This is a genomic window from Rhizobium sp. AG207R, from assembly GCF_027109195.1.
Taxonomy (GTDB): domain Bacteria; phylum Pseudomonadota; class Alphaproteobacteria; order Rhizobiales; family Rhizobiaceae; genus Rhizobium; species Rhizobium dioscoreae.
On sequence record NZ_JAEPVT010000002.1, the window covers coordinates 60,197 to 76,822 of the forward strand.

17 protein-coding genes are annotated in these 16,626 nt (G+C 59.0%); 3 read left to right on the forward strand and 14 right to left on the reverse strand.

Going from position 1 to position 16,626, the window contains the following annotated elements:
- Positions 1-27: 27 nt before the first annotated feature.
- From recO to rpoZ, 11 genes are all read right to left on the reverse strand, one after another.
- Positions 28-807 carry a DNA repair protein RecO gene (gene recO, locus JJQ51_RS04215; RefSeq protein WP_152093491.1) on the reverse strand — a complete coding sequence of 260 codons (780 nt, stop codon included), beginning with the start codon at positions 805-807 and terminating at the stop codon, positions 28-30.
- A gap of 58 nt (positions 808-865) precedes the next feature.
- Positions 866-1,348 (reverse strand): response regulator, encoded by a 483-nt coding sequence (locus JJQ51_RS04220; protein ID WP_229002074.1) that lies wholly within the window; start codon positions 1,346-1,348, stop codon positions 866-868.
- Between the two features lie 219 nt (positions 1,349-1,567).
- Positions 1,568-2,323 (reverse strand): Crp/Fnr family transcriptional regulator, encoded by a 756-nt coding sequence (locus tag JJQ51_RS04225; RefSeq protein ID WP_113329121.1) that lies wholly within the window; start codon positions 2,321-2,323, stop codon positions 1,568-1,570.
- Between the two features lie 84 nt (positions 2,324-2,407).
- A complete protein-coding gene (gene era, locus JJQ51_RS04230) occupies positions 2,408-3,352 on the reverse strand; it encodes a GTPase Era (RefSeq protein WP_113329122.1) in 945 nt (314 codons plus the stop codon).
- A 19-nt stretch (positions 3,353-3,371) separates the two neighbouring features.
- Positions 3,372-4,091, reverse strand: a complete 720-nt coding sequence (gene rnc / locus JJQ51_RS04235; RefSeq protein WP_113351662.1) for a ribonuclease III — start codon at positions 4,089-4,091, stop codon at positions 3,372-3,374.
- Positions 4,088-4,834 carry a signal peptidase I gene (gene lepB, locus JJQ51_RS04240; RefSeq protein ID WP_113351661.1) on the reverse strand — a complete coding sequence of 249 codons (747 nt, stop codon included), beginning with the start codon at positions 4,832-4,834 and terminating at the stop codon, positions 4,088-4,090. The genes rnc and lepB overlap by 4 nt, the downstream gene beginning before the upstream one ends.
- Positions 4,835-4,948: 114 nt before the next feature.
- Complete coding sequence (gene acpS / locus JJQ51_RS04245; RefSeq protein WP_015339297.1) at positions 4,949-5,353, reverse strand: holo-ACP synthase; 405 nt, start codon at positions 5,351-5,353, stop codon at positions 4,949-4,951.
- Between the two features lie 39 nt (positions 5,354-5,392).
- Positions 5,393-5,980 (reverse strand): DUF2062 domain-containing protein, encoded by a 588-nt coding sequence (locus JJQ51_RS04250; RefSeq protein WP_069616144.1) that lies wholly within the window; start codon positions 5,978-5,980, stop codon positions 5,393-5,395.
- A gap of 221 nt (positions 5,981-6,201) precedes the next feature.
- Positions 6,202-6,351, reverse strand: coding sequence for a DUF3563 family protein (locus JJQ51_RS04255; protein ID WP_015339295.1), 150 nt, complete (start codon positions 6,349-6,351; stop codon positions 6,202-6,204).
- 192 nt (positions 6,352-6,543) lie between these two features.
- Positions 6,544-8,766, reverse strand: coding sequence for a RelA/SpoT family protein (locus JJQ51_RS04260; RefSeq protein WP_113329125.1), 2,223 nt, complete (start codon positions 8,764-8,766; stop codon positions 6,544-6,546).
- 100 nt (positions 8,767-8,866) lie between these two features.
- Positions 8,867-9,265, reverse strand: a complete 399-nt coding sequence (rpoZ, locus tag JJQ51_RS04265; protein ID WP_069616142.1) for a DNA-directed RNA polymerase subunit omega — start codon at positions 9,263-9,265, stop codon at positions 8,867-8,869.
- A 311-nt stretch (positions 9,266-9,576) separates the two neighbouring features.
- Here rpoZ and JJQ51_RS04270 point away from each other — a divergent pair, with 311 nt between their 5' ends.
- Positions 9,577-10,161, forward strand: coding sequence for a LabA-like NYN domain-containing protein (locus JJQ51_RS04270; RefSeq protein ID WP_069616141.1), 585 nt, complete (start codon positions 9,577-9,579; stop codon positions 10,159-10,161).
- 300 nt (positions 10,162-10,461) lie between these two features.
- On the opposite strand, the gene smpB is transcribed toward JJQ51_RS04270, so the two are convergent.
- Both smpB and dapA read right to left on the reverse strand, forming a co-directional pair.
- Positions 10,462-10,941 carry an SsrA-binding protein SmpB gene (gene smpB / locus JJQ51_RS04275; RefSeq protein WP_069616140.1) on the reverse strand — a complete coding sequence of 160 codons (480 nt, stop codon included), beginning with the start codon at positions 10,939-10,941 and terminating at the stop codon, positions 10,462-10,464.
- Positions 10,942-11,080: 139 nt separating this feature from the next.
- Positions 11,081-11,965 carry a 4-hydroxy-tetrahydrodipicolinate synthase gene (gene dapA / locus JJQ51_RS04280; RefSeq protein ID WP_113333821.1) on the reverse strand — a complete coding sequence of 295 codons (885 nt, stop codon included), beginning with the start codon at positions 11,963-11,965 and terminating at the stop codon, positions 11,081-11,083.
- A 331-nt stretch (positions 11,966-12,296) separates the two neighbouring features.
- On the opposite strand from dapA, the gene JJQ51_RS04285 reads away from it, so the two are divergent.
- Both JJQ51_RS04285 and JJQ51_RS04290 read left to right on the forward strand, forming a co-directional pair.
- Positions 12,297-14,234 (forward strand): lytic transglycosylase domain-containing protein, encoded by a 1,938-nt coding sequence (locus JJQ51_RS04285; protein ID WP_442967288.1) that lies wholly within the window; start codon positions 12,297-12,299, stop codon positions 14,232-14,234.
- Between the two features lie 126 nt (positions 14,235-14,360).
- The gene (locus tag JJQ51_RS04290) at positions 14,361-15,254 is read left to right on the forward strand and encodes an alpha/beta fold hydrolase (protein ID WP_113333819.1); all 894 of its coding nucleotides are present in this window, start codon (positions 14,361-14,363) and stop codon (positions 15,252-15,254) included.
- Between the two features lie 125 nt (positions 15,255-15,379).
- Here JJQ51_RS04290 and JJQ51_RS04295 read toward each other — a convergent pair whose 3' ends face one another.
- On the reverse strand, positions 15,380-16,447 hold the full coding sequence (locus JJQ51_RS04295) for a porin (protein WP_112723018.1): 1,068 nt from the start codon (positions 16,445-16,447) through the stop codon (positions 15,380-15,382).
- Positions 16,448-16,626 lie beyond the last annotated feature (179 nt).

Here is a 16,626-nt window from a genome sequence, read left to right on the forward strand (position 1 = left end):
TGACCCTCTGTGCAGGCCTTTTACTGCTCAGCCTTTGACGACAAGGCCCGGGGATACCATGCCCTCGTTCAGCGAAGCGACGGCAACCGCCTTCAGTGCGGCTTGCATAAAGCCGTCGCGCGCCGCGGCGATCTCTATGCCGCGCGGTTCGTAGACGTGTCGATGCAGAAAGAAGCCAGTGAGACGGAAAGCGGCGGAAAGGCTTTCCCTATCTGCGGCGATCATGGCCCCTGTCGCCAGAAACGGCGGCAATGCCAACATCTTGTCCGCCCAGGGCATGCCGGCTGCCCGGCAGACGGCACGCCCGGACTTCGGCGAAACGAAAGCCAGATCCTCACGCACGCCAGTTGCCGCGCATTCCGTCAAATCGAGGCCGAAACCAAGATCATTCAAGACGGCAAGCTCGAAGCGCACGAAGAGTTCGCCGGCGTCGGCGGGATTCTGCAGGTTTTCAAGGATGACATCGAGGGCATCGTAGAGGTGCGGGTGCGGATCGCGCTCCGGCAGCAGCCGCAGCAAAGCGGCCATCGCCTGCACGCCATAGACAGCGGTCGCTGTCTCCATCAGCCGCGCAGCCCTCAGTGTCACCGGCTCCATGCGAAATTCGCCGAGATGCTCATGCAGTCTTGCCCGCCAGGTGACTTCGACGAGATTGCCGGCCTGCAGCACCGGCTGCATGGCGCGCGAGCGGCCGGATCGTACCAATCCCATATGGCGACCGCGGGTACGCGTCATCACCTCGGCGACGACGCTGGTCTCGCCGAGACGTTTGACGCCCAGAATGATCGCATGGTCCTGCCATTGCATCGGCCGGTTGCCCCGAAAGATTTCTGCGATTCGAGTTTAGGACAAATGACTGCCGCTGTCACATGGCGAGCGGGGAACTGCCGGCCAGCGTCTCGACGAAGAGGCGCATGGATTGCTCGTCGAAAGGCTTGTTCAAAAGCGGCACATGCCGCAGATCTGCCGGAAAATCGAGCGTATCGGAATAGCCGCTGACGAAGCCGAAGGAAATGCCGCGCTCCATCAGCAATCGGGCAAAGCCGAAACTGGTCGACTCCCCAAGATTCACGTCGAGCATTGCAAAATCATAATGTTCCGAATGAATGGCGTTGACCGCCTGCTCCAGATTCGAAGCAATCTCAATTTGTTGAATTCCGACGAGGTGAAGAATTTCCTCCGCCTCCATGGCAATGATAAGATTATCTTCTAGTATAAGGACGCGCTGAAACGTCATATCAGCGCCATCCTTGCACGTACGCGCCAATTGGCGCACCCCGTAAAAAGTCCCGCATCTATCCCTCCGGCGCCAATCATCGGCCCGTCTTGAATGGATGGCTTTGCCCATCCGTTTTGGCTCAGTCTCTTGTGACATGACTTCGCCTCCAATCCGCTTCGCACTTTTTGCACTGCGGGACTATGGGCTCGTCACCATGCTCCAATCGCTTTTGCCGCCGCGGTTAGTAAAAGGTGAAACTGGTCGAAAAGTGACGATAACAATAATCTATGCTGATACAGTTGTCGTCAGCATTTAAAAAAGACATGTCGTTTGTGCAAAAGGCTGCCCTCAAATGAAGGGGCGCCTGACCGAATCAAGGCCGTCCCAACCAGCGAGCTCAGCAAGGCCTTCGCTGTCCAAAACCTCACAGCCTCGCTCGTTCCAGAGCAGCAGCTTCCGCGCCGCCAACTTTTTCAATGTCTTGTTGGTATGAACCACCGAAAGACCAAGCGTGTCGGCGACGTGCTGCTGCCGGATGGGGATGGTCTTGCTGCCATTGAACAAGCGGAGTGCGCGGGCACGCTGATGCAGATACGCGATCAGATAGGCTGCACGCTCCAGCGCGGAGCGGCGACCTATGCTTAGAAGATGTTCATCCAGTATCCGCTCCTCTCGCGATGCGATCCAGGTCAGATCATAGGCCAGCGAAGGATGGGAATTGTAGAGCGCCATCAATTCCGTGCGCTCGAAGACGCAAAGCGATATCGGCGAAAGCGCCTCCGTCGAGTGCTGCATCTCGCCCATGATCGAACCTTGCAATCCGATGAGGTCGCCGGGCATCACATAGTTCAGAATCTGGCGGCGCCCATCCTCCAGCGTCTTGTAGCGGAAGCCCCAGCCGGAGAGGATGGTGAAAAGGTGGGCGCTATGCGCGCCTTCAAGAAAGATCGTGGCACCGGCGTCGACGAGAAGTTCGCCCTTCTTGAAACCGCTGATGAAATTCAGCTCGTCGCGCTCGAATTCTCGGAAATGCGGCAGGGATCTTAGTGGACATTGCTGGCAGGGCGTGCGTTGTCCATGCACAGTCGCAGCTGCCTTCGTCATGAAATGCTCCCCTCAGTTGCAGCGGCAAAGCGACATGCCCGATAAACCGCTGCAATATAAAGCGCTCAGGGAAGCAAAGTTCCATCAATGCGGGAAATCGAGCCCCATCTCCCGGAAACGCTCGGGATCGTCTCCCCAGTTTTCGCGGACCTTGATGAAGAGGAAGAGGTGCACGGGCTGTTCCAGAATTTCGGAGAGTTCCTTGCGCGACGCGGTCGAGATCGCCTTGATCGTCTCGCCGCCCTTGCCGAGCGCGATCTTCTTCTGGCTCTCCCGCTCGACATAGATCACCTGTTCGATGCGCACCGAGCCATCCTTGCGCTCCTCCCATTTCTCGGTCTCGACATGCGAGGAATAGGGAAGCTCCTGGTGCAGGCGCAGGAACAGCTTTTCCCGGGTAATTTCGGCGGCGAGCTGGCGCATCGGCAGGTCCGAAATCTGATCCTCGGGATAGTACCAGGGGCCTTCCGGCAAGGTCTTTGCTAGATAATCCATCACGTCGTCGCAGCCGGAGCCGTTCTCCGCCGAGATCATGAAGGTCTGCTCGAAGGCGATCTTCTCGTTGGCGGCGGCGGCAAGTGCCAGCAGATCCTCGCGGCGGACGCGGTCGATCTTGTTCAAAACCAGGATCTTCGGCTGGGAAACGTCCTTCAAGCCTTCCAGAATGGCCTCGGCATCGCCGCGCAAGCCGCGCTCGCTGTCGATCAACAGCATGATGAGGTCGGCATCCTTGGCTCCGCCCCAGGCAGACGTCACCATGGCGCGATCCAGCCGGCGGCGCGGCTTGAAGATGCCGGGCGTGTCCATGAAGACGATCTGCGCATTGTTGTGAATGGCAATGCCGCGGACGATGGCGCGTGTCGTCTGCACCTTGTGGCTGACGATCGAAACCTTGGCGCCCACAAGCCGGTTGACCAGCGTAGACTTGCCGGCATTGGTGGGGCCGATAAGGGCGACGAAGCCCGAATGCGTCGGACCGATATGTTCAGCCGCGCCGTCTTCGGCTGAGGTGTCCTGCTGATTGCTCATTTTCACTATTCCCCGGCAGTCACTTCTCAGTCAACTGAGGCTGCCATACACCTTCGCGCTCCAGGATCCGTGTCGCCGCCATCTGTTCGGCCGCACGTTTGGAGCGCTCTATTCCCGTTTCGGGCGCTGTACCCTTGACTTCCACGGTCACCGTGAAGCGCGGATCATGATCCGGTCCGCTGCGATCATCAACCCTATAGACCGGAGTGACGCCAAATTTCGCATGCGCCCATTCCTGCAATTCCGTCTTTGCATCGCGCCTTGCGCCTTCCGGCCGAATAGCCCGGCGCTCCCAGAAACGCAGGATGAACGCGCGGGCGACTTCAAGGCCGCCATCCAGATAAAGCGCGGCAATCAGGCTTTCGACGACATCGGCGCGCACGTTGAGCATGCGCTTGCCCGTGAGCTTCTTCACGTCGGCGCCAGTGCGGATGTAAAGATGCAACTCCATCTCATCGGCAACTTCAGCGCAGGTCTCTGCACTCACCAGCTGGTTGAGACGTACCGAAAGCTCGCCTTCCGTCGCCGCGCCGAAGGTCTTGAAAAGCAATTCTGCAATGCACAAGCCGAGAACACGGTCGCCGAGAAATTCCAGCCGTTCATAGTTGCCCGTCTTGTGCGTCCGCGCGCTGGCATGGGTCAGCGCGCGGTCGAGACGCTCCTTTTCGGCGAATTCATGGCCTATAACGACCTCAAGCTTGGCACGATCCGCCTGGGAGAGCGTCTGCGCCTTCGTCATTCGACAACCTTGAAAATACGGTCCCAACGCATGTTGGTCGGCCATTTCCAGACTTCGCGAAACGAGGTGTCGTGGCCCAGCGAGAAGAAGATGATGCTGGCGCGGCCGATCAGGTTCTCGGCAGGGACATAGCCGACATCGAAACGGCTATCGTCGGAATTGTCGCGATTGTCGCCCATCATGAAGTAATGGCCCGGCGGAACGACATATTCCTGGGTATTGTCGCCACGCGAATTCGGCGAAAGATCCAGCGTGTCATAGACCTTGCCGGTATCAGGCAGGCGCTCGCTGTAGACGGCGATGTTGTCGCCCGGCTCCTGACTGTAGTCCGAGGAGAAGGTGCCATGCGGCTCGCGCGGAACGGCCTGACCGTTGATGTAGAGGATATCACTCTTCACCTGGATGCGGTCGCCCGGCAGACCGATCACGCGCTTGATGTAGTCGACATCCGGATTGGGCGGGAAGCGGAAAACCACGACGTCGCCACGCTTCGGTTCGCTGCCCAGGATGCGGCCGCTGAACAGATCCGGCGAGAACGGCATTGAATACTTGGAATAGCCGTAGGCGAACTTGTTGACGAAGATGTAATCGCCGACAAGAAGCGTCGGCATCATTGAGCCTGACGGGATGGTGAATGGCTGAAAGAGAAACGTGCGGATGATCATGGCCAGGACGAGCGCCTGTACGATGACCTTGATGTTCTCCCACAGGGCGTTCTGCTGTTTTACGGCTTTCTCGGACACGCAGTCTTATTCCTTTTTCGCACCCCACCGGCGCACTTGCATTCAGGCACTGTCTACTCGCTTCACATCATCGCGGCAATGGCGCGGTTGCCAAAAGCGACATACAGTCGTGATTCAGGCATCCATCGGCAGCGCTTCGATGATCACAAAAGCCTGAGCAAGAGGAAAATCATCCGTTATAGTCAAATGAATGGCGGCGCGATGATTTGGTGGCAGCATGGCCGCCACTCTTTCGGCGGCACCGCCGGTCAATTGCATCGTCGGCTTACCGCTTGGCAGATTGACGACCCCCATGTCGCGCCAGAAAACACCCTGCGCCAACCCCGTGCCCAAAGCCTTGGAGCAAGCTTCCTTGGCAGCAAAACGCTTGGCATAGGAGGCCGCCTTGTTCTTGCGGCGCTCGGACTTGGCGCGCTCAATATCGGTAAAGCAGCGCTCGGTGAACCGGGCGCCGAAACGTTCGATCGTCTTCTCGACCCGGCGGATGTCGATAAGGTCGCTGCCTATGCCGATAATCATGGGAAGGCCCTCCTGGCGGCCCGGACAAGGTCAGGCACGTCAGACGCTCGATGCGTTTTCGGCGAGCGCGAGCCGCTCGCGCGCACGTTCCATCAAACGCTCCTTGCGGCGCGTCTTGAAGGTCTTCACACCATAATAGGTAAGCGCATAGACGATCACACCCGTCACGATGGCGGGCGGAATGCCGCCGATCAGCATCGGCTTCAAAACCGGGTCCCAGATTTGCGTGAGATCACCCTTGTGCCACAGCGCCGGCAGATCGATGCTGCCGCCCTGGCCACCACTGTCACGCGCCAGGATCAGATGACCGATTTCCCAGGTCAAAGCCCAGATGAAGGGGTAGGTAATCGGATTGCCGGCAGCCAGACAGCCGAGCGCGGAGGCAATGACATTGCCGCCGACGAGATAGGCTATGATGATCGCCATGACGAAATGTACACCGATGAACGGCGTCCAGGACACGACAATGCCCGCCGCAAAGCCGGCCGCGACCGAATGCGGCGAGGCGGCGAGGCGAACGAGGCGCTTACCGAAATATTGGAACGAACGGACGAAACCCTTGCGGGGCCAAAGGTGTTCCCGCAGTTTTTCCTTGAATGTCAGTGGTTTTCGGCGACGAAACAGCATGCGGCTTATCTAGTGCAATGGAGGCCGTCGTGACAAGAGCGGCCGAACGTATCATGCACTGATTAAGAACCGAAAGTGCGGCTCTTTTTGGGAACATCCTCTGCGCGGCGCGCAGAAAATGGACGTTCTCTTCATTTGCAGGAAGCAATCCCGCAAGATCGGGATGCTCCAAGGGCGCAACAACGACGCGCCCCTTCTGGTCTTTCAAGTATTAACAGCGATTAACGCGTGCGGAACAGACCGCGGTCGACCTGACGCTGACGATACTCAAGGTCAAAACGGTCATGCGAACCATTCAGGTAAGCCATTTCGCGTTCTTCAACACTCGGAACACGCAGAGCACGGGCGATTTTCTTGATCGGGCTAAACATTGTCTTCTCTCATCTCAGTTTCGTTTCTTCGATGATCAGAAGATAGGCCCGACAAAGGTTAATTACCACCGCTCTAAAATATACACAGCCATGCGCTCAATGCATATCTATCCAAAAGGGCGCTCGAATTTGGTCATAAAATGATCACAAAATATGCAGCCTGCCTCGGATCGGCAGCAATCCCGGTAGATCTCATTCGTAGAGGCGCTTTACGGTGGCGATACAGTCGAGTTCCTTGAGCTGCACCAGAAGCTGATTGAGCTGGCGCAGATCCCAAACTTCGACGTCGAGGGCCATTTCGGTGAAATCGGCTGCAACCCGAACGGTGTTGAGCACGCGAATATTGACGTCCACATCCGCCACGGTTTGCGCCACCTTCGCCAGGGTTCCCGGCTCATTGAGGGCATTGATCAGGATGCGGGCGGCAAAGCGGGACTTGTTGGCCTCGTCCAGATCCCAGCGCACATCGATCCAGCGCTCCGGCTCGTCATCGAACCGCTGCAGGACAGGCGACTGGATCGGATATATGGTGATGCCCTTGCCTTTTTCCATGATGCCGACGATGCGGTCGCCGGGGACGGCACCGGTCGGCGCGAAATGCACCTCGACATTCGAAGAGATGCCGCGGATCGGCGGCGCATCGAGATCGGCGCCGTCGGAAACCTCGGCCTTGTTCTTGCCGGGGATCTTGAAGATCATGCCGGAGGCGCTGCGAACGTTGAACCAGCCCTCGTCGCCGGCGGGCTTCACGGTCACGCGTTCGTCCTGATGATCGGGATAGACGGCGCGCAAGACATCAAGCGACGACATCTCCCCTCGCCCGACGGCGGCGATCGCGTCCTCGACGTCCTTCTGGCCGAGGCGATGCAGGGCCGGCTTCAGGGCATCGCGCGAGAAGACCTTGCCGGCGCGCTCGAAGGTGCGCTCCAGAATGCGATGGCCTAGGCCGGCATATTGCTTGCGGATGGCAAGGCGGGTGGCGCGGCGAATAGCGGCGCGCGCCTTGCCGGTGACCACGATCTCTTCCCAGGCGGCCGGCGGCACCTGCACGCCCGAGCGGATGATCTCGACCTCATCGCCATTGTTCAGCCGCGTGACGAGCGGCATGATGCGGCCGTTGATCTTGGCGCCGACCGTGGTGTCACCGATATTGGTATGGACGGCATAGGCAAAGTCGATCGGCGTCGCGCCGCGCGGCAGGGCGATCAGCTTGCCCTTGGGCGTGAAACAGAAGACCTGGTCCTGGAACAGTTCGAGCTTCGTGTGCTCTAGAAATTCTTCAGGGCTGTCGCCCTCGGCCAACGCCTCGATCGTATGGCGCAGCCAGGAATAGGCGTTGCTTTCCCTCGACAGGAGCTCGCTATCGCCATTGGTGTTGGCGCCATCCTTATAAAGCGTGTGGGCGGCAATGCCGAATTCGGCGATCTCATGCATGCGCTTGGTGCGGATCTGCAGTTCGATGCGCTGGCTCGAAGGGCCGACGATCGTCGTGTGCAGCGAGCGGTAATCATTCTGCTTAGGCGTCGAGATATAATCCTTGAAGCGGCCGGGAACGACGCGCCAGCGGGTATGGACGATGCCGAGCGCCCGATAGCAGGAGGGAATATCGTCGACCAGAAGGCGGAAGCCGTAGACATCGGAGAGCTGCTCGAAGGAGAGCGACTTCGACTGCATCTTGCGAAAGACCGAATAGGGCTTTTTCAGCCGGCCCTTGACCATGGCGTTGGCAAGGCCATTGGCGACAAGCAGATCGCGCAGCTCGGTCTCGATCTTCTTGACCAGGCCCTCGTTACGGCGCGACAGTTCCTCAAGGCGCTTGGTGACGGTATCATGCGCTTCGGGATTGATATGGCGGAAGGAAAGCTCCTCCAGCTCCTCGCGCATGTCCTGCATACCCATGCGGCCGGCAAGCGGCGCATAGATTTCCATCGTCTCCTCGGAAATGCGCGCGCGCTTTTCCGGCGACATGTGATCGAGCGTGCGCATATTGTGCAGGCGGTCGGCAAGCTTCACCAGAAGCACGCGCACATCGTCGGAAATGGCAAGCAGCAGTTTGCGCAGGTTTTCAGCCTGCTTGGCCTTCTTGGTGACGAGATCCAGCTTCTTGATCTTCGTCAGGCCCTCGACCAGGCGACCGATGTCTTCGCCGAACATCTCGTCGATTTCGGCGCGCGTCGCCGTCGTATCCTCGATCGTGTCGTGGAGAAGAGCGACTGCGATGGTCGATTCATCCAGGCGCATATCCGTCAGGATCGCAGCAACTTCGAGAGGATGGGAAATATAGGGGTCGCCGCTGGCACGTTTCTGCTGGCCATGCTTCTGCATCGCATAAACATAGGCTTTGTTGAGGAGAGCTTCGTTGGCATCGGGCTTGTATTTCTGCACGCGCTCAACAAGCTCGTATTGCCGCATCATTCCAAAGCTACTCCAGCAAAAACAAAAGCGCGCCAGTCATATGACCGGCGCACGCATTTTCCCATCATATCGCTCCTGCCCGGAGCATCAAGATCGACGATCAGTAATCGTCGCTTTTTTCCGGCGGAACCAGACCTTCGATACCGGCCAGAAGCTCTTCTTCCGACATCTGATCGAACGTAACAGTTTCCGGCAGATCTTCCTCCTCGTCGCTGGAGGCGGAAGCGCCGGCGGCGAGCAGGCTTGCGGGATCGGGCTCAGGCTCATCCACTTCGACATGCTTCTGCAGCGAATGGATGAGATCTTCCTTGAGATCGTCCGGCGACAGCGTCTCGTCGGCGATTTCGCGCAGAGCAACAACCGGGTTCTTGTCGTTGTCGCGATCGATGGTGATCGACGAGCCCTGCGAAATCAGGCGGGCGCGATGGCTGGCGAGCAGCACGAGCTCGAACCGGTTCTCTACTTTATCAATGCAATCTTCTACTGTGACACGGGCCATTGCCTGTCCTTTGCGGTCGTGATGTCGTCATCATGTCTCGGAGTAGCACGCCGATACAAGCAAACGATGGCAAATTCAAGTTTTTCCTGTTTCAGCGCCTTTGCACCCTTCCGGAAAGTGCTAAAATTCCCCCAGACAAACAACGATTTCTACCTTGGATTGCTTGGAATATCGCATTGCGTGCCCTAAATCTGGGTTATATGAATAATTCATAAAGTAATACGAATTATTCTGCAACGCCCTACAAGGCATTGTTTTAGCTTGTGTTTGAATGAAGTGATTACGTTTTTATAACAGTGGATATGTAAGAGATGTTTGACCCACGCGAAAAAATTGCACTCTTTATAGACGGCGCCAATCTCTACGCTGCATCCAAGAGCCTCGGCTTCGATATCGACTACCGGAAGCTCCTGAAAGCATTTCAGAAACGCGGCTATCTGCTGCGCGCCTATTATTACACCGCCCTCATCGAAGACCAGGAATATTCCTCCATCCGGCCGCTGATCGATTGGCTCGATTACAACGGCTACAAGGTGATTACCAAGCCGGCCAAGGAATTCACCGATTCCATGGGACGCCGAAAGATCAAGGGCAATATGGACATCGAGCTGGCGATTGACGCCATGGAGCAGTCCGAAACCGTCGATCATCTGGTGATCTTTTCCGGCGACGGCGATTTCACGACCCTCGTTGAAGCTCTCCAGCGTCGCGGACGCAAGGTATCGGTCATCTCGACCATGGCGACCCAGCCGCCGATGATCGCCGACGATCTGCGCCGCCAGGCCGATCATTTCATCGATCTCGTATCGCTGAAGGCCGAAATCGGCCGCGAGGCTTCCGAGCGTCCACAACGTCCCGCCGAACCGACACCGGCCGCTTCGGATGACGAAGAATAATTGGGACTGGCTGCATCTGACAGGTTCGCTGGCCGCTGGAGAGTAGTTGCGCGCAGCGGAAGCGTTTGTTGTTGCCGCGGCAGTTGGCCCTTCGCTAGGGCATCATGATGCCTGCCGAAGGGGCGTTCGTCGCTGCAATCGACTGACGCGCAGCTGTGGTTGCGCAGGGATGGTTGTGGACGCCGGGAAGCGTTTCGTATTTGCCGCGACAGCCGGCCCTTCGCTAGGGCTCAGGGCGTTCGTCGCTGCAAACGATTCGCTGGATCGATTGCTCGGGCTTTGCCCGACCGCTCCTCACCCTCACCCATTGTCCTTGAGCAGGCGGCTCTTCTGCCTGTTCCAATCGCGCTCCTTCTCGGATTCGCGCTTGTCATGCAGCTTCTTGCCCTTGGCGAGGGCCAGTTCCAGCTTGGCGCGGCCGCTGTCGTTGAAGTAGATTTTCAGCGGCACGAGCGTCATGCCTTCGCGATTGATGGCCGAGCGCAGCCGGCCGATTTCGCGGCTGGAAAGCAGCAGCTTGCGGCGGCGGCGCGGCTCGTGATTGAAGCGGTTCGCCTGCAGGTATTCCGGCAGATAGGAGTTGATCAGCCAGATCTCGCCATCCTCGTCCGAAGCGTAGGACTCTGCAATATTCGCCTTGCCTTCGCGCAGCGACTTGACCTCGGTGCCCTTCAGCACGAGCCCTGCTTCATAGGTATCGATGATCTCGTAGTTGAAGCGTGCCTTGCGGTTCTCTGCCACAATCTTCTTCACCACACGCTGGCTGCCTTTGGGTGCCATGATTCTTCTTCTTTTCTTGCGTCATTCCGGCAGCGGCCGAACGCGCGCCTGTCCCCTAAACTGTCCCCTAAATAAGCGAGACCGCTCTCCTTGTGAAGAGAGCGGCCCGCAGAGTTTCGGCAGCGCGCCTGTGACGCCGTTAGTTCAGGAGGCCGGCATGGCGCATGGCCGCGTCGATCGCTGCCTCAGTGCCCGGCTCCAGGGTCGACAGGAGCGGCGAGCGCACGTTGCGGCTCATGCGGCCAAGACGCGAAAGACCGTACTTGGCGCCGCAGAGACCGGGTTCAAGGAAGATCGCCTTGTGCAGAGGCATCAGGCGATCCTGATATTCGAGCGCCTTGGCATAGTCACCGCCAAGTGTGGCCGCCTGGAATTCGGCGCAAAGGCGCGGCGCGACATTGGCGGTGACCGAGATGCAGCCGACGCCGCCATGGGCATTGAAGCCGAGCGCCGTCGCATCCTCACCGGAAAGCTGGCGGAAATCGCGGCCGCAGCTGATGCGCTGTTCGGAGACGCGTTCGATCTTGCCGGTCGCATCCTTTACACCGACGATATTGGCGTAGGCCTTGGCGAGCGCGCCCATCGTCTCCGGCGTCATATCGACCACCGAGCGGCCGGGAATGTTGTAGATATAGATCGGCAACTTCACCGCTTCCGCGATCGCAGCGAAATGCGCGTAGAGGCCCTTCTGCGTCGGTTTGTTGTAATAGGGTGTCACGACCAGCACCGCATCGGCGCCGACCTTTTCGGCATGTTGCGCCAGCTCGATCGCCTCGCGCGTGTTGTTCGAGCCAGCGCCCGCCATCACCGGGACGCGCTTGTTGGCGATCTCGATGCAGAGCTCGACGACGCGCTTGTGTTCATCATGCGAGAGGGTGGGCGATTCACCCGTCGTTCCAACGGGCACCAGTCCCTTGCTGCCCTCTTTTATCTGCCAATCCACATGCGAGGCGAAGGATGCCTCGTCCACCTTGCCGGCGTCAGTAAAGGGCGTAACGAGAGCGGGAATGGATCCCTGGAACATGCAAGTCTCCTAGCGGCGCGGCATTCATGCTTCAGCCGCAATCCATGGTTATGAATCCGCGCACCATAAAGCGCCGGCTTGACGGCGACAAGCACGCTTTGAATGGTTAAGGGCAGTTTCCGATATCATAATTGATTGAAATTCGGACCACCGGTAAGGTTTCGTTAATATTGCATTTGGCAAATGGAAGGGGCCTGTTTGTTTTGTGAGTAGCCGGATGAAGAGACCTGCCATGATCTGGACCGCCGTGGGCTTGGCGGTCGCCTGGGGCGCGGTTGCCTCGCAACTTCCCGGCCAGCAGATACCGACGAGCGCCAACGCCTATGTCGCCATGGCGCCGGACCCCATGAGCACGGCCGCGATCCCGCGTGGCGGCACCATCGCGCCGGTGAGCGGAGACCTGAAGGCAGGCCTCGACGCCCTTTCCAACAAGAACCCGATGCAGGCGCTTGCCATCCGCAACGGCATGGGTGAAGGCACGCTCGATCGCCATATCCTGACCTGGGCGATTGCGACTTCGGGCCAACCAGGCATTCCCTCCGGCGAGATTGCCGCCGCCGCCCGCGAGCTTCAAGGCTGGCCGGGCCTCGGCAGCCTGCGCGCCAATTCCGAGCGGGCGCTCTACATAGAAAATCCGGCAACGGATCAAGTCCTTGCCGCCTTCGGCAGCTCGCAGCCGGAGACCGTGGAGGGCAGCATCATCCTCTCGCGTGCTCTTATGGCACGCGGCGCGTCGGCACAGGCCGGAAAGCTGATCCGCAAGATCTGGCGCGATGAGCCATTGGACAAGCCTCTCGAAGACAAGATCCTTGCGGAATTCCCCAGTCTGCTTTCGCCTGCCGATCACAAGGCGCGCATGGATTATCTGCTTTACCGCGACCGGACCGCGCAGGCCAAACGCTTCGGCGACCTCGGCAAAGCGCAATCGCTCTATAAGGCGTGGGCGGCGGTCAATGATCGCTCGCCGAAGGCCGATGCGCTGATCGCAGCCATCGACGCGCAATGGCGCAAGGACCCCGCCTATCTCTTCATGCGGATCGAAAACCTGCGTCGTCAGAACAAATATGACGATGCCGCCAATCTTCTGGCGCAAATGCCCAAAGACCGCAGCGTGCTTGTCAGCCCCGGCGCATGGTGGGCCGAGCAGCGCATCGTCAGCCGCGGCCTGGTGGATCAGGGTGAGTTCAAGGCCGCCTACCGCGTCGTCGATGCCAGCGTCGCAGAAAGCCCGCAGGATGTCGGCGAGGCCGAGTTCCATGCCGGCTGGTACGCTCTGCGCGGCCTGCAGGACGGCGCAAACGCGTCAGCCCATTTCCGCAAGATCCTGCAGGTCTCGAACGGCCCGATCTCGCAATCGCGCGGCTGGTATTGGCTCGGCCGTGCCGCCGAAGCGGGCGGACCGGGCAAGGCTGCCGATTTCTACGCGAAGGCCGCCTCTTATCCGAGCACCTTCTACGGCCAGCTTGCCGCCGAGAAGCTTGGCCGCCGCACCCTCAACGTCACCTATCCCTCGCCCTCGGCTACGGATCGCCAGCGCTTCCAGGGGCGTGAGGCGGTACAGGCGATTTCGCGGCTTGAGGCCGCAGGGCACGGATGGCGTGCCGATGCGCTCTATCGTGCGCTCGCGAAACAGCTGGATAGTCCCGGCGAAGTCGCCATGCTGGCTGCCCGCGCGGAGCGTTCCGGCAATCACCAGCTTTCGCTCCAGATCGGCAAGATCGCCTATGGGCGCGGCATCGACGTCGCTGCACTCGCCTTCCCGATCGGCGTCATTCCGGACAATGCGAATATTTCCGGCTCCGGCAAAGCGCTAGCCTATGCCATTGCCCGGCAGGAGAGCGCCTTCAATCCGGCCGCCGTTTCCTCTGCCAATGCCCGAGGCCTGCTGCAGCTGCTGCCGAAGACGGCAAAGGCGGTTGCCGGCCGGCACGGAATGGCCTTTTCAGCCGACAAGCTGACGCAGGATGCGGGCTACAATGCCACGCTTGGCGCTCATTACCTCGGCGAGCAGATCGACACCTTCGGCGGCTCCTACATTCTGACCTTCATCGCTTACAATGCAGGGCCGAACAAGGTGCCGGAATGGATCAGCCGCTATGGCGACCCGCGCGGCAAATCGCTCGACGATGTGATCGACTGGATCGAGCGCATCCCCTTCCCCGAGACCCGCAACTACGTGCAGCGCGTGATGGAAAACTATCAGGTCTACAAGGCGCGGCTGGGACAGAAGACCGACATCGTACACGATCTGGTTGACGGCCGCGGCTAAGCCCCAGTACTATCGCAAAGCCGCCGCCCGGCCTTACGCGATATGCTTCAGCCAACAACCGCAGTTGTGAAGGTTGAGAAAATGACGTTACATCACTCGTGATAGCCAGAGCACGAGGGATGACGCATGAGCAGCGACGACGAAAGCGGTTTTCTTGTCAGAACGATCGCAGCGGAAGATGGCCTGAAGCTCCATGTGCGGGACTATGCCGGTGACGAGACGACCACGAAGGCCAGAACACCCGTCTTCTGTCTGCCCGGCTTGACGCGAAACTCGCGGGACTTTCATCAACTGGCGCTGCTTCTGTCACAGGACCCGGTAGCCCCGCGCAGAGTGATCACGCTCGATGCCCGCGGGCGCGGAGCATCCGAATGGGATGAGGACAAATCTCACTACAATCTCATCGTGGAAGGGCAAGATGTCCTCGCGGTTTGCGCTGCGCTCGGGATTCATCAGGCCATCTTCATCGGCACCTCGCGCGGCGGCCTGGTCCTTCATATGCTAGCGGCCAGTCGGCCCGATATCCTCAAGGCGGTGATTCTCAACGATATCGGTCCAGTCCTTGAGAAGATCGGATTGGCGGATATCCGCGATTATCTCAACCGGGACAAGAAACCCGCCAATTGGGACGAGGTGATCGAGATCCTTCGGGAGAACCATGGCAGCGCCTTTGGCGCGCTTGACGAGGAGGATTGGCAGGACATGGCACGGGCAATCTATGCCTTTCGTGACGGCAAGCCGATTGCCGATTACGATCCCGCCATCGCAGCGCAGATGCAGGCACTCGACCTGGAGGCGCCGATTCCAGACCTCTGGCCGCAATTCCAAGCGTTTCAAGATATTCCACTGATGGTGATTCGCGGGGAGAATTCGAAGCTTCTGACACAGACCACAACAGACGAGATGGCAAGCCGCCATCCGGGAATGGCCATCAAGATCGCGAGAGGACAAGGACATGCTCCGATTTTACATTTGGGCGATGTTCCGGATGCGATCCGGCATTTCATCTCGGGGTTTTAACAACAGGCACCCGCGCACTATTCGACGTCTGGCCAAAGCAAAAGGCCCGGTTGGGAGACCGGGCCTTTCCTCTTCCGATCGGAGGTCTGACCAGAAGATTTATCAAACTTGTTCGGCGAACCGAATTAGAAGGTGCGCTGGAAGCGGAGGATACCAGCCCAGGTATCCTTGTTGACGGCGTCGTAGTTGACGTAGGTCACTTCCGGCTCGATCAGCAGGTCCTTGACGGGGTTGAACTTGACGTTCGTCGTCGCAGCGAAAGTCTTCAGATCGTCGTAGGCGAGCTGCAGGTTCCACTTCAGCTTGTCGTTGATCGGAACGCCAACGCCGCCCCAGACAGCCCAGTCACCCCAACCGAGACCAGCACCGCCGGCGCCGGCATACTTGTTGAGCTTGTCGCCATCAGTGTTCCAGCCGCCCATAACGAAAGCGGTGAGAACGCCGAAGTCGGCATCGACGCGAGCCTTAACCGCGCCTTCTTCAACGATGGAGTCATAGCCACCAACGACGCGGAACTGCCAGGCGCCGGCCTTGTAGCCAACACCGGCAACGACGTCCGGAGCGTAGTGGTCGGAGCTGTCTTCGCCGTTTGCACCGGTCGCGCCCGTGCCGGAATTGGAATCTTCGAGCGAGATCACAGCCGTGAAGCCGTTGCCGGCGTCATATTTGTAGGTGATCTGGTTCAGTTCGTCGGTGTTATTGATGCCGTATTCGATCACGTCGTCGTTGATGACGTCGCCGGCATAGCCGAGGAAGGTCGAGTAGACCGAATCGGCCTTACCGACGAGGAAACCACCCAGGCTGATATTAGCCCAAAGCAGCTTGGTCGTGGTGGCGTTGCCGTCATTCCAGTCCCAACGAACAACGGTATTGGTCTTCAGCGGGCCGTATTCGGTGTCGGTGGCAGTGTCGAGAGAGAGTTCGGCGCGGGTATGCCAGTAGGTACCACGGGCACCTGCGTCCTGGCCAGCCTTGTAGGCGTTGTACCAGCCGCCTTCGGTACGGACGCGGCCGCCGATCTTGAGGCAGGTTTCCGTGCCCGGGATGAAGAAGTAGCCAGCGCCATAGGCATCGCAGATGCGGACGTATTCCAGCGGCTCCGGCTCAGCAGCGACGATCGCGTCAGCAGCATGAGCACCGGATACTGCTGCCAGCGCAGCAGCGGAGCCGAGAAGAAGGCTCTTGATGTTCATAGTAACTCCAGTTCCAATATCGATTAGGTATGACAATTCACGCCGAGAAAATCGACGCGCCCTACCCCACCTGGTTTTAAAGTTGACCCCTGATCTGGGAGAACCAAGACGCTAAGTCTCGCTTCCGATTTGGAACCTACAGATCGTTTTTTTCAGAGCAATATCAGAGATAAACTATG

What these genes read in the sequence shown, in the direction of transcription:
- recO (WP_152093491.1), bottom strand. Translation starts at nt 807, where the DNA reads ATGCAATGGCAGGACCATGCGATCATTCTGGGCGTCAAACGTCTCGGC.
- JJQ51_RS04220 (WP_229002074.1), bottom strand. Translation starts at nt 1,348, where the DNA reads ATGGGCAAAGCCATCCATTCAAGACGGGCCGATGATTGGCGCCGGAGG.
- JJQ51_RS04225 (WP_113329121.1), bottom strand. Translation starts at nt 2,323, where the DNA reads ATGACGAAGGCAGCTGCGACTGTGCATGGACAACGCACGCCCTGCCAG.
- era (WP_113329122.1), bottom strand. Translation starts at nt 3,352, where the DNA reads ATGAGCAATCAGCAGGACACCTCAGCCGAAGACGGCGCGGCTGAACAT.
- rnc (WP_113351662.1), bottom strand. Translation starts at nt 4,091, where the DNA reads ATGACGAAGGCGCAGACGCTCTCCCAGGCGGATCGTGCCAAGCTTGAG.
- acpS (WP_015339297.1), bottom strand. Translation starts at nt 5,353, where the DNA reads ATGATTATCGGCATAGGCAGCGACCTTATCGACATCCGCCGGGTCGAG.
- JJQ51_RS04250 (WP_069616144.1), bottom strand. Translation starts at nt 5,980, where the DNA reads ATGCTGTTTCGTCGCCGAAAACCACTGACATTCAAGGAAAAACTGCGG.
- JJQ51_RS04255 (WP_015339295.1), bottom strand. Translation starts at nt 6,351, where the DNA reads ATGTTTAGCCCGATCAAGAAAATCGCCCGTGCTCTGCGTGTTCCGAGT.
- JJQ51_RS04260 (WP_113329125.1), bottom strand. Translation starts at nt 8,766, where the DNA reads ATGATGCGGCAATACGAGCTTGTTGAGCGCGTGCAGAAATACAAGCCC.
- rpoZ (WP_069616142.1), bottom strand. Translation starts at nt 9,265, where the DNA reads ATGGCCCGTGTCACAGTAGAAGATTGCATTGATAAAGTAGAGAACCGG.
- JJQ51_RS04270 (WP_069616141.1), top strand. Translation starts at nt 9,577, where the DNA reads ATGTTTGACCCACGCGAAAAAATTGCACTCTTTATAGACGGCGCCAAT.
- smpB (WP_069616140.1), bottom strand. Translation starts at nt 10,941, where the DNA reads ATGGCACCCAAAGGCAGCCAGCGTGTGGTGAAGAAGATTGTGGCAGAG.
- dapA (WP_113333821.1), bottom strand. Translation starts at nt 11,965, where the DNA reads ATGTTCCAGGGATCCATTCCCGCTCTCGTTACGCCCTTTACTGACGCC.
- JJQ51_RS04285 (WP_442967288.1), top strand. Translation starts at nt 12,297, where the DNA reads ATGGCGCCGGACCCCATGAGCACGGCCGCGATCCCGCGTGGCGGCACC.
- JJQ51_RS04290 (WP_113333819.1), top strand. Translation starts at nt 14,361, where the DNA reads ATGAGCAGCGACGACGAAAGCGGTTTTCTTGTCAGAACGATCGCAGCG.
- JJQ51_RS04295 (WP_112723018.1), bottom strand. Translation starts at nt 16,447, where the DNA reads ATGAACATCAAGAGCCTTCTTCTCGGCTCCGCTGCTGCGCTGGCAGCA.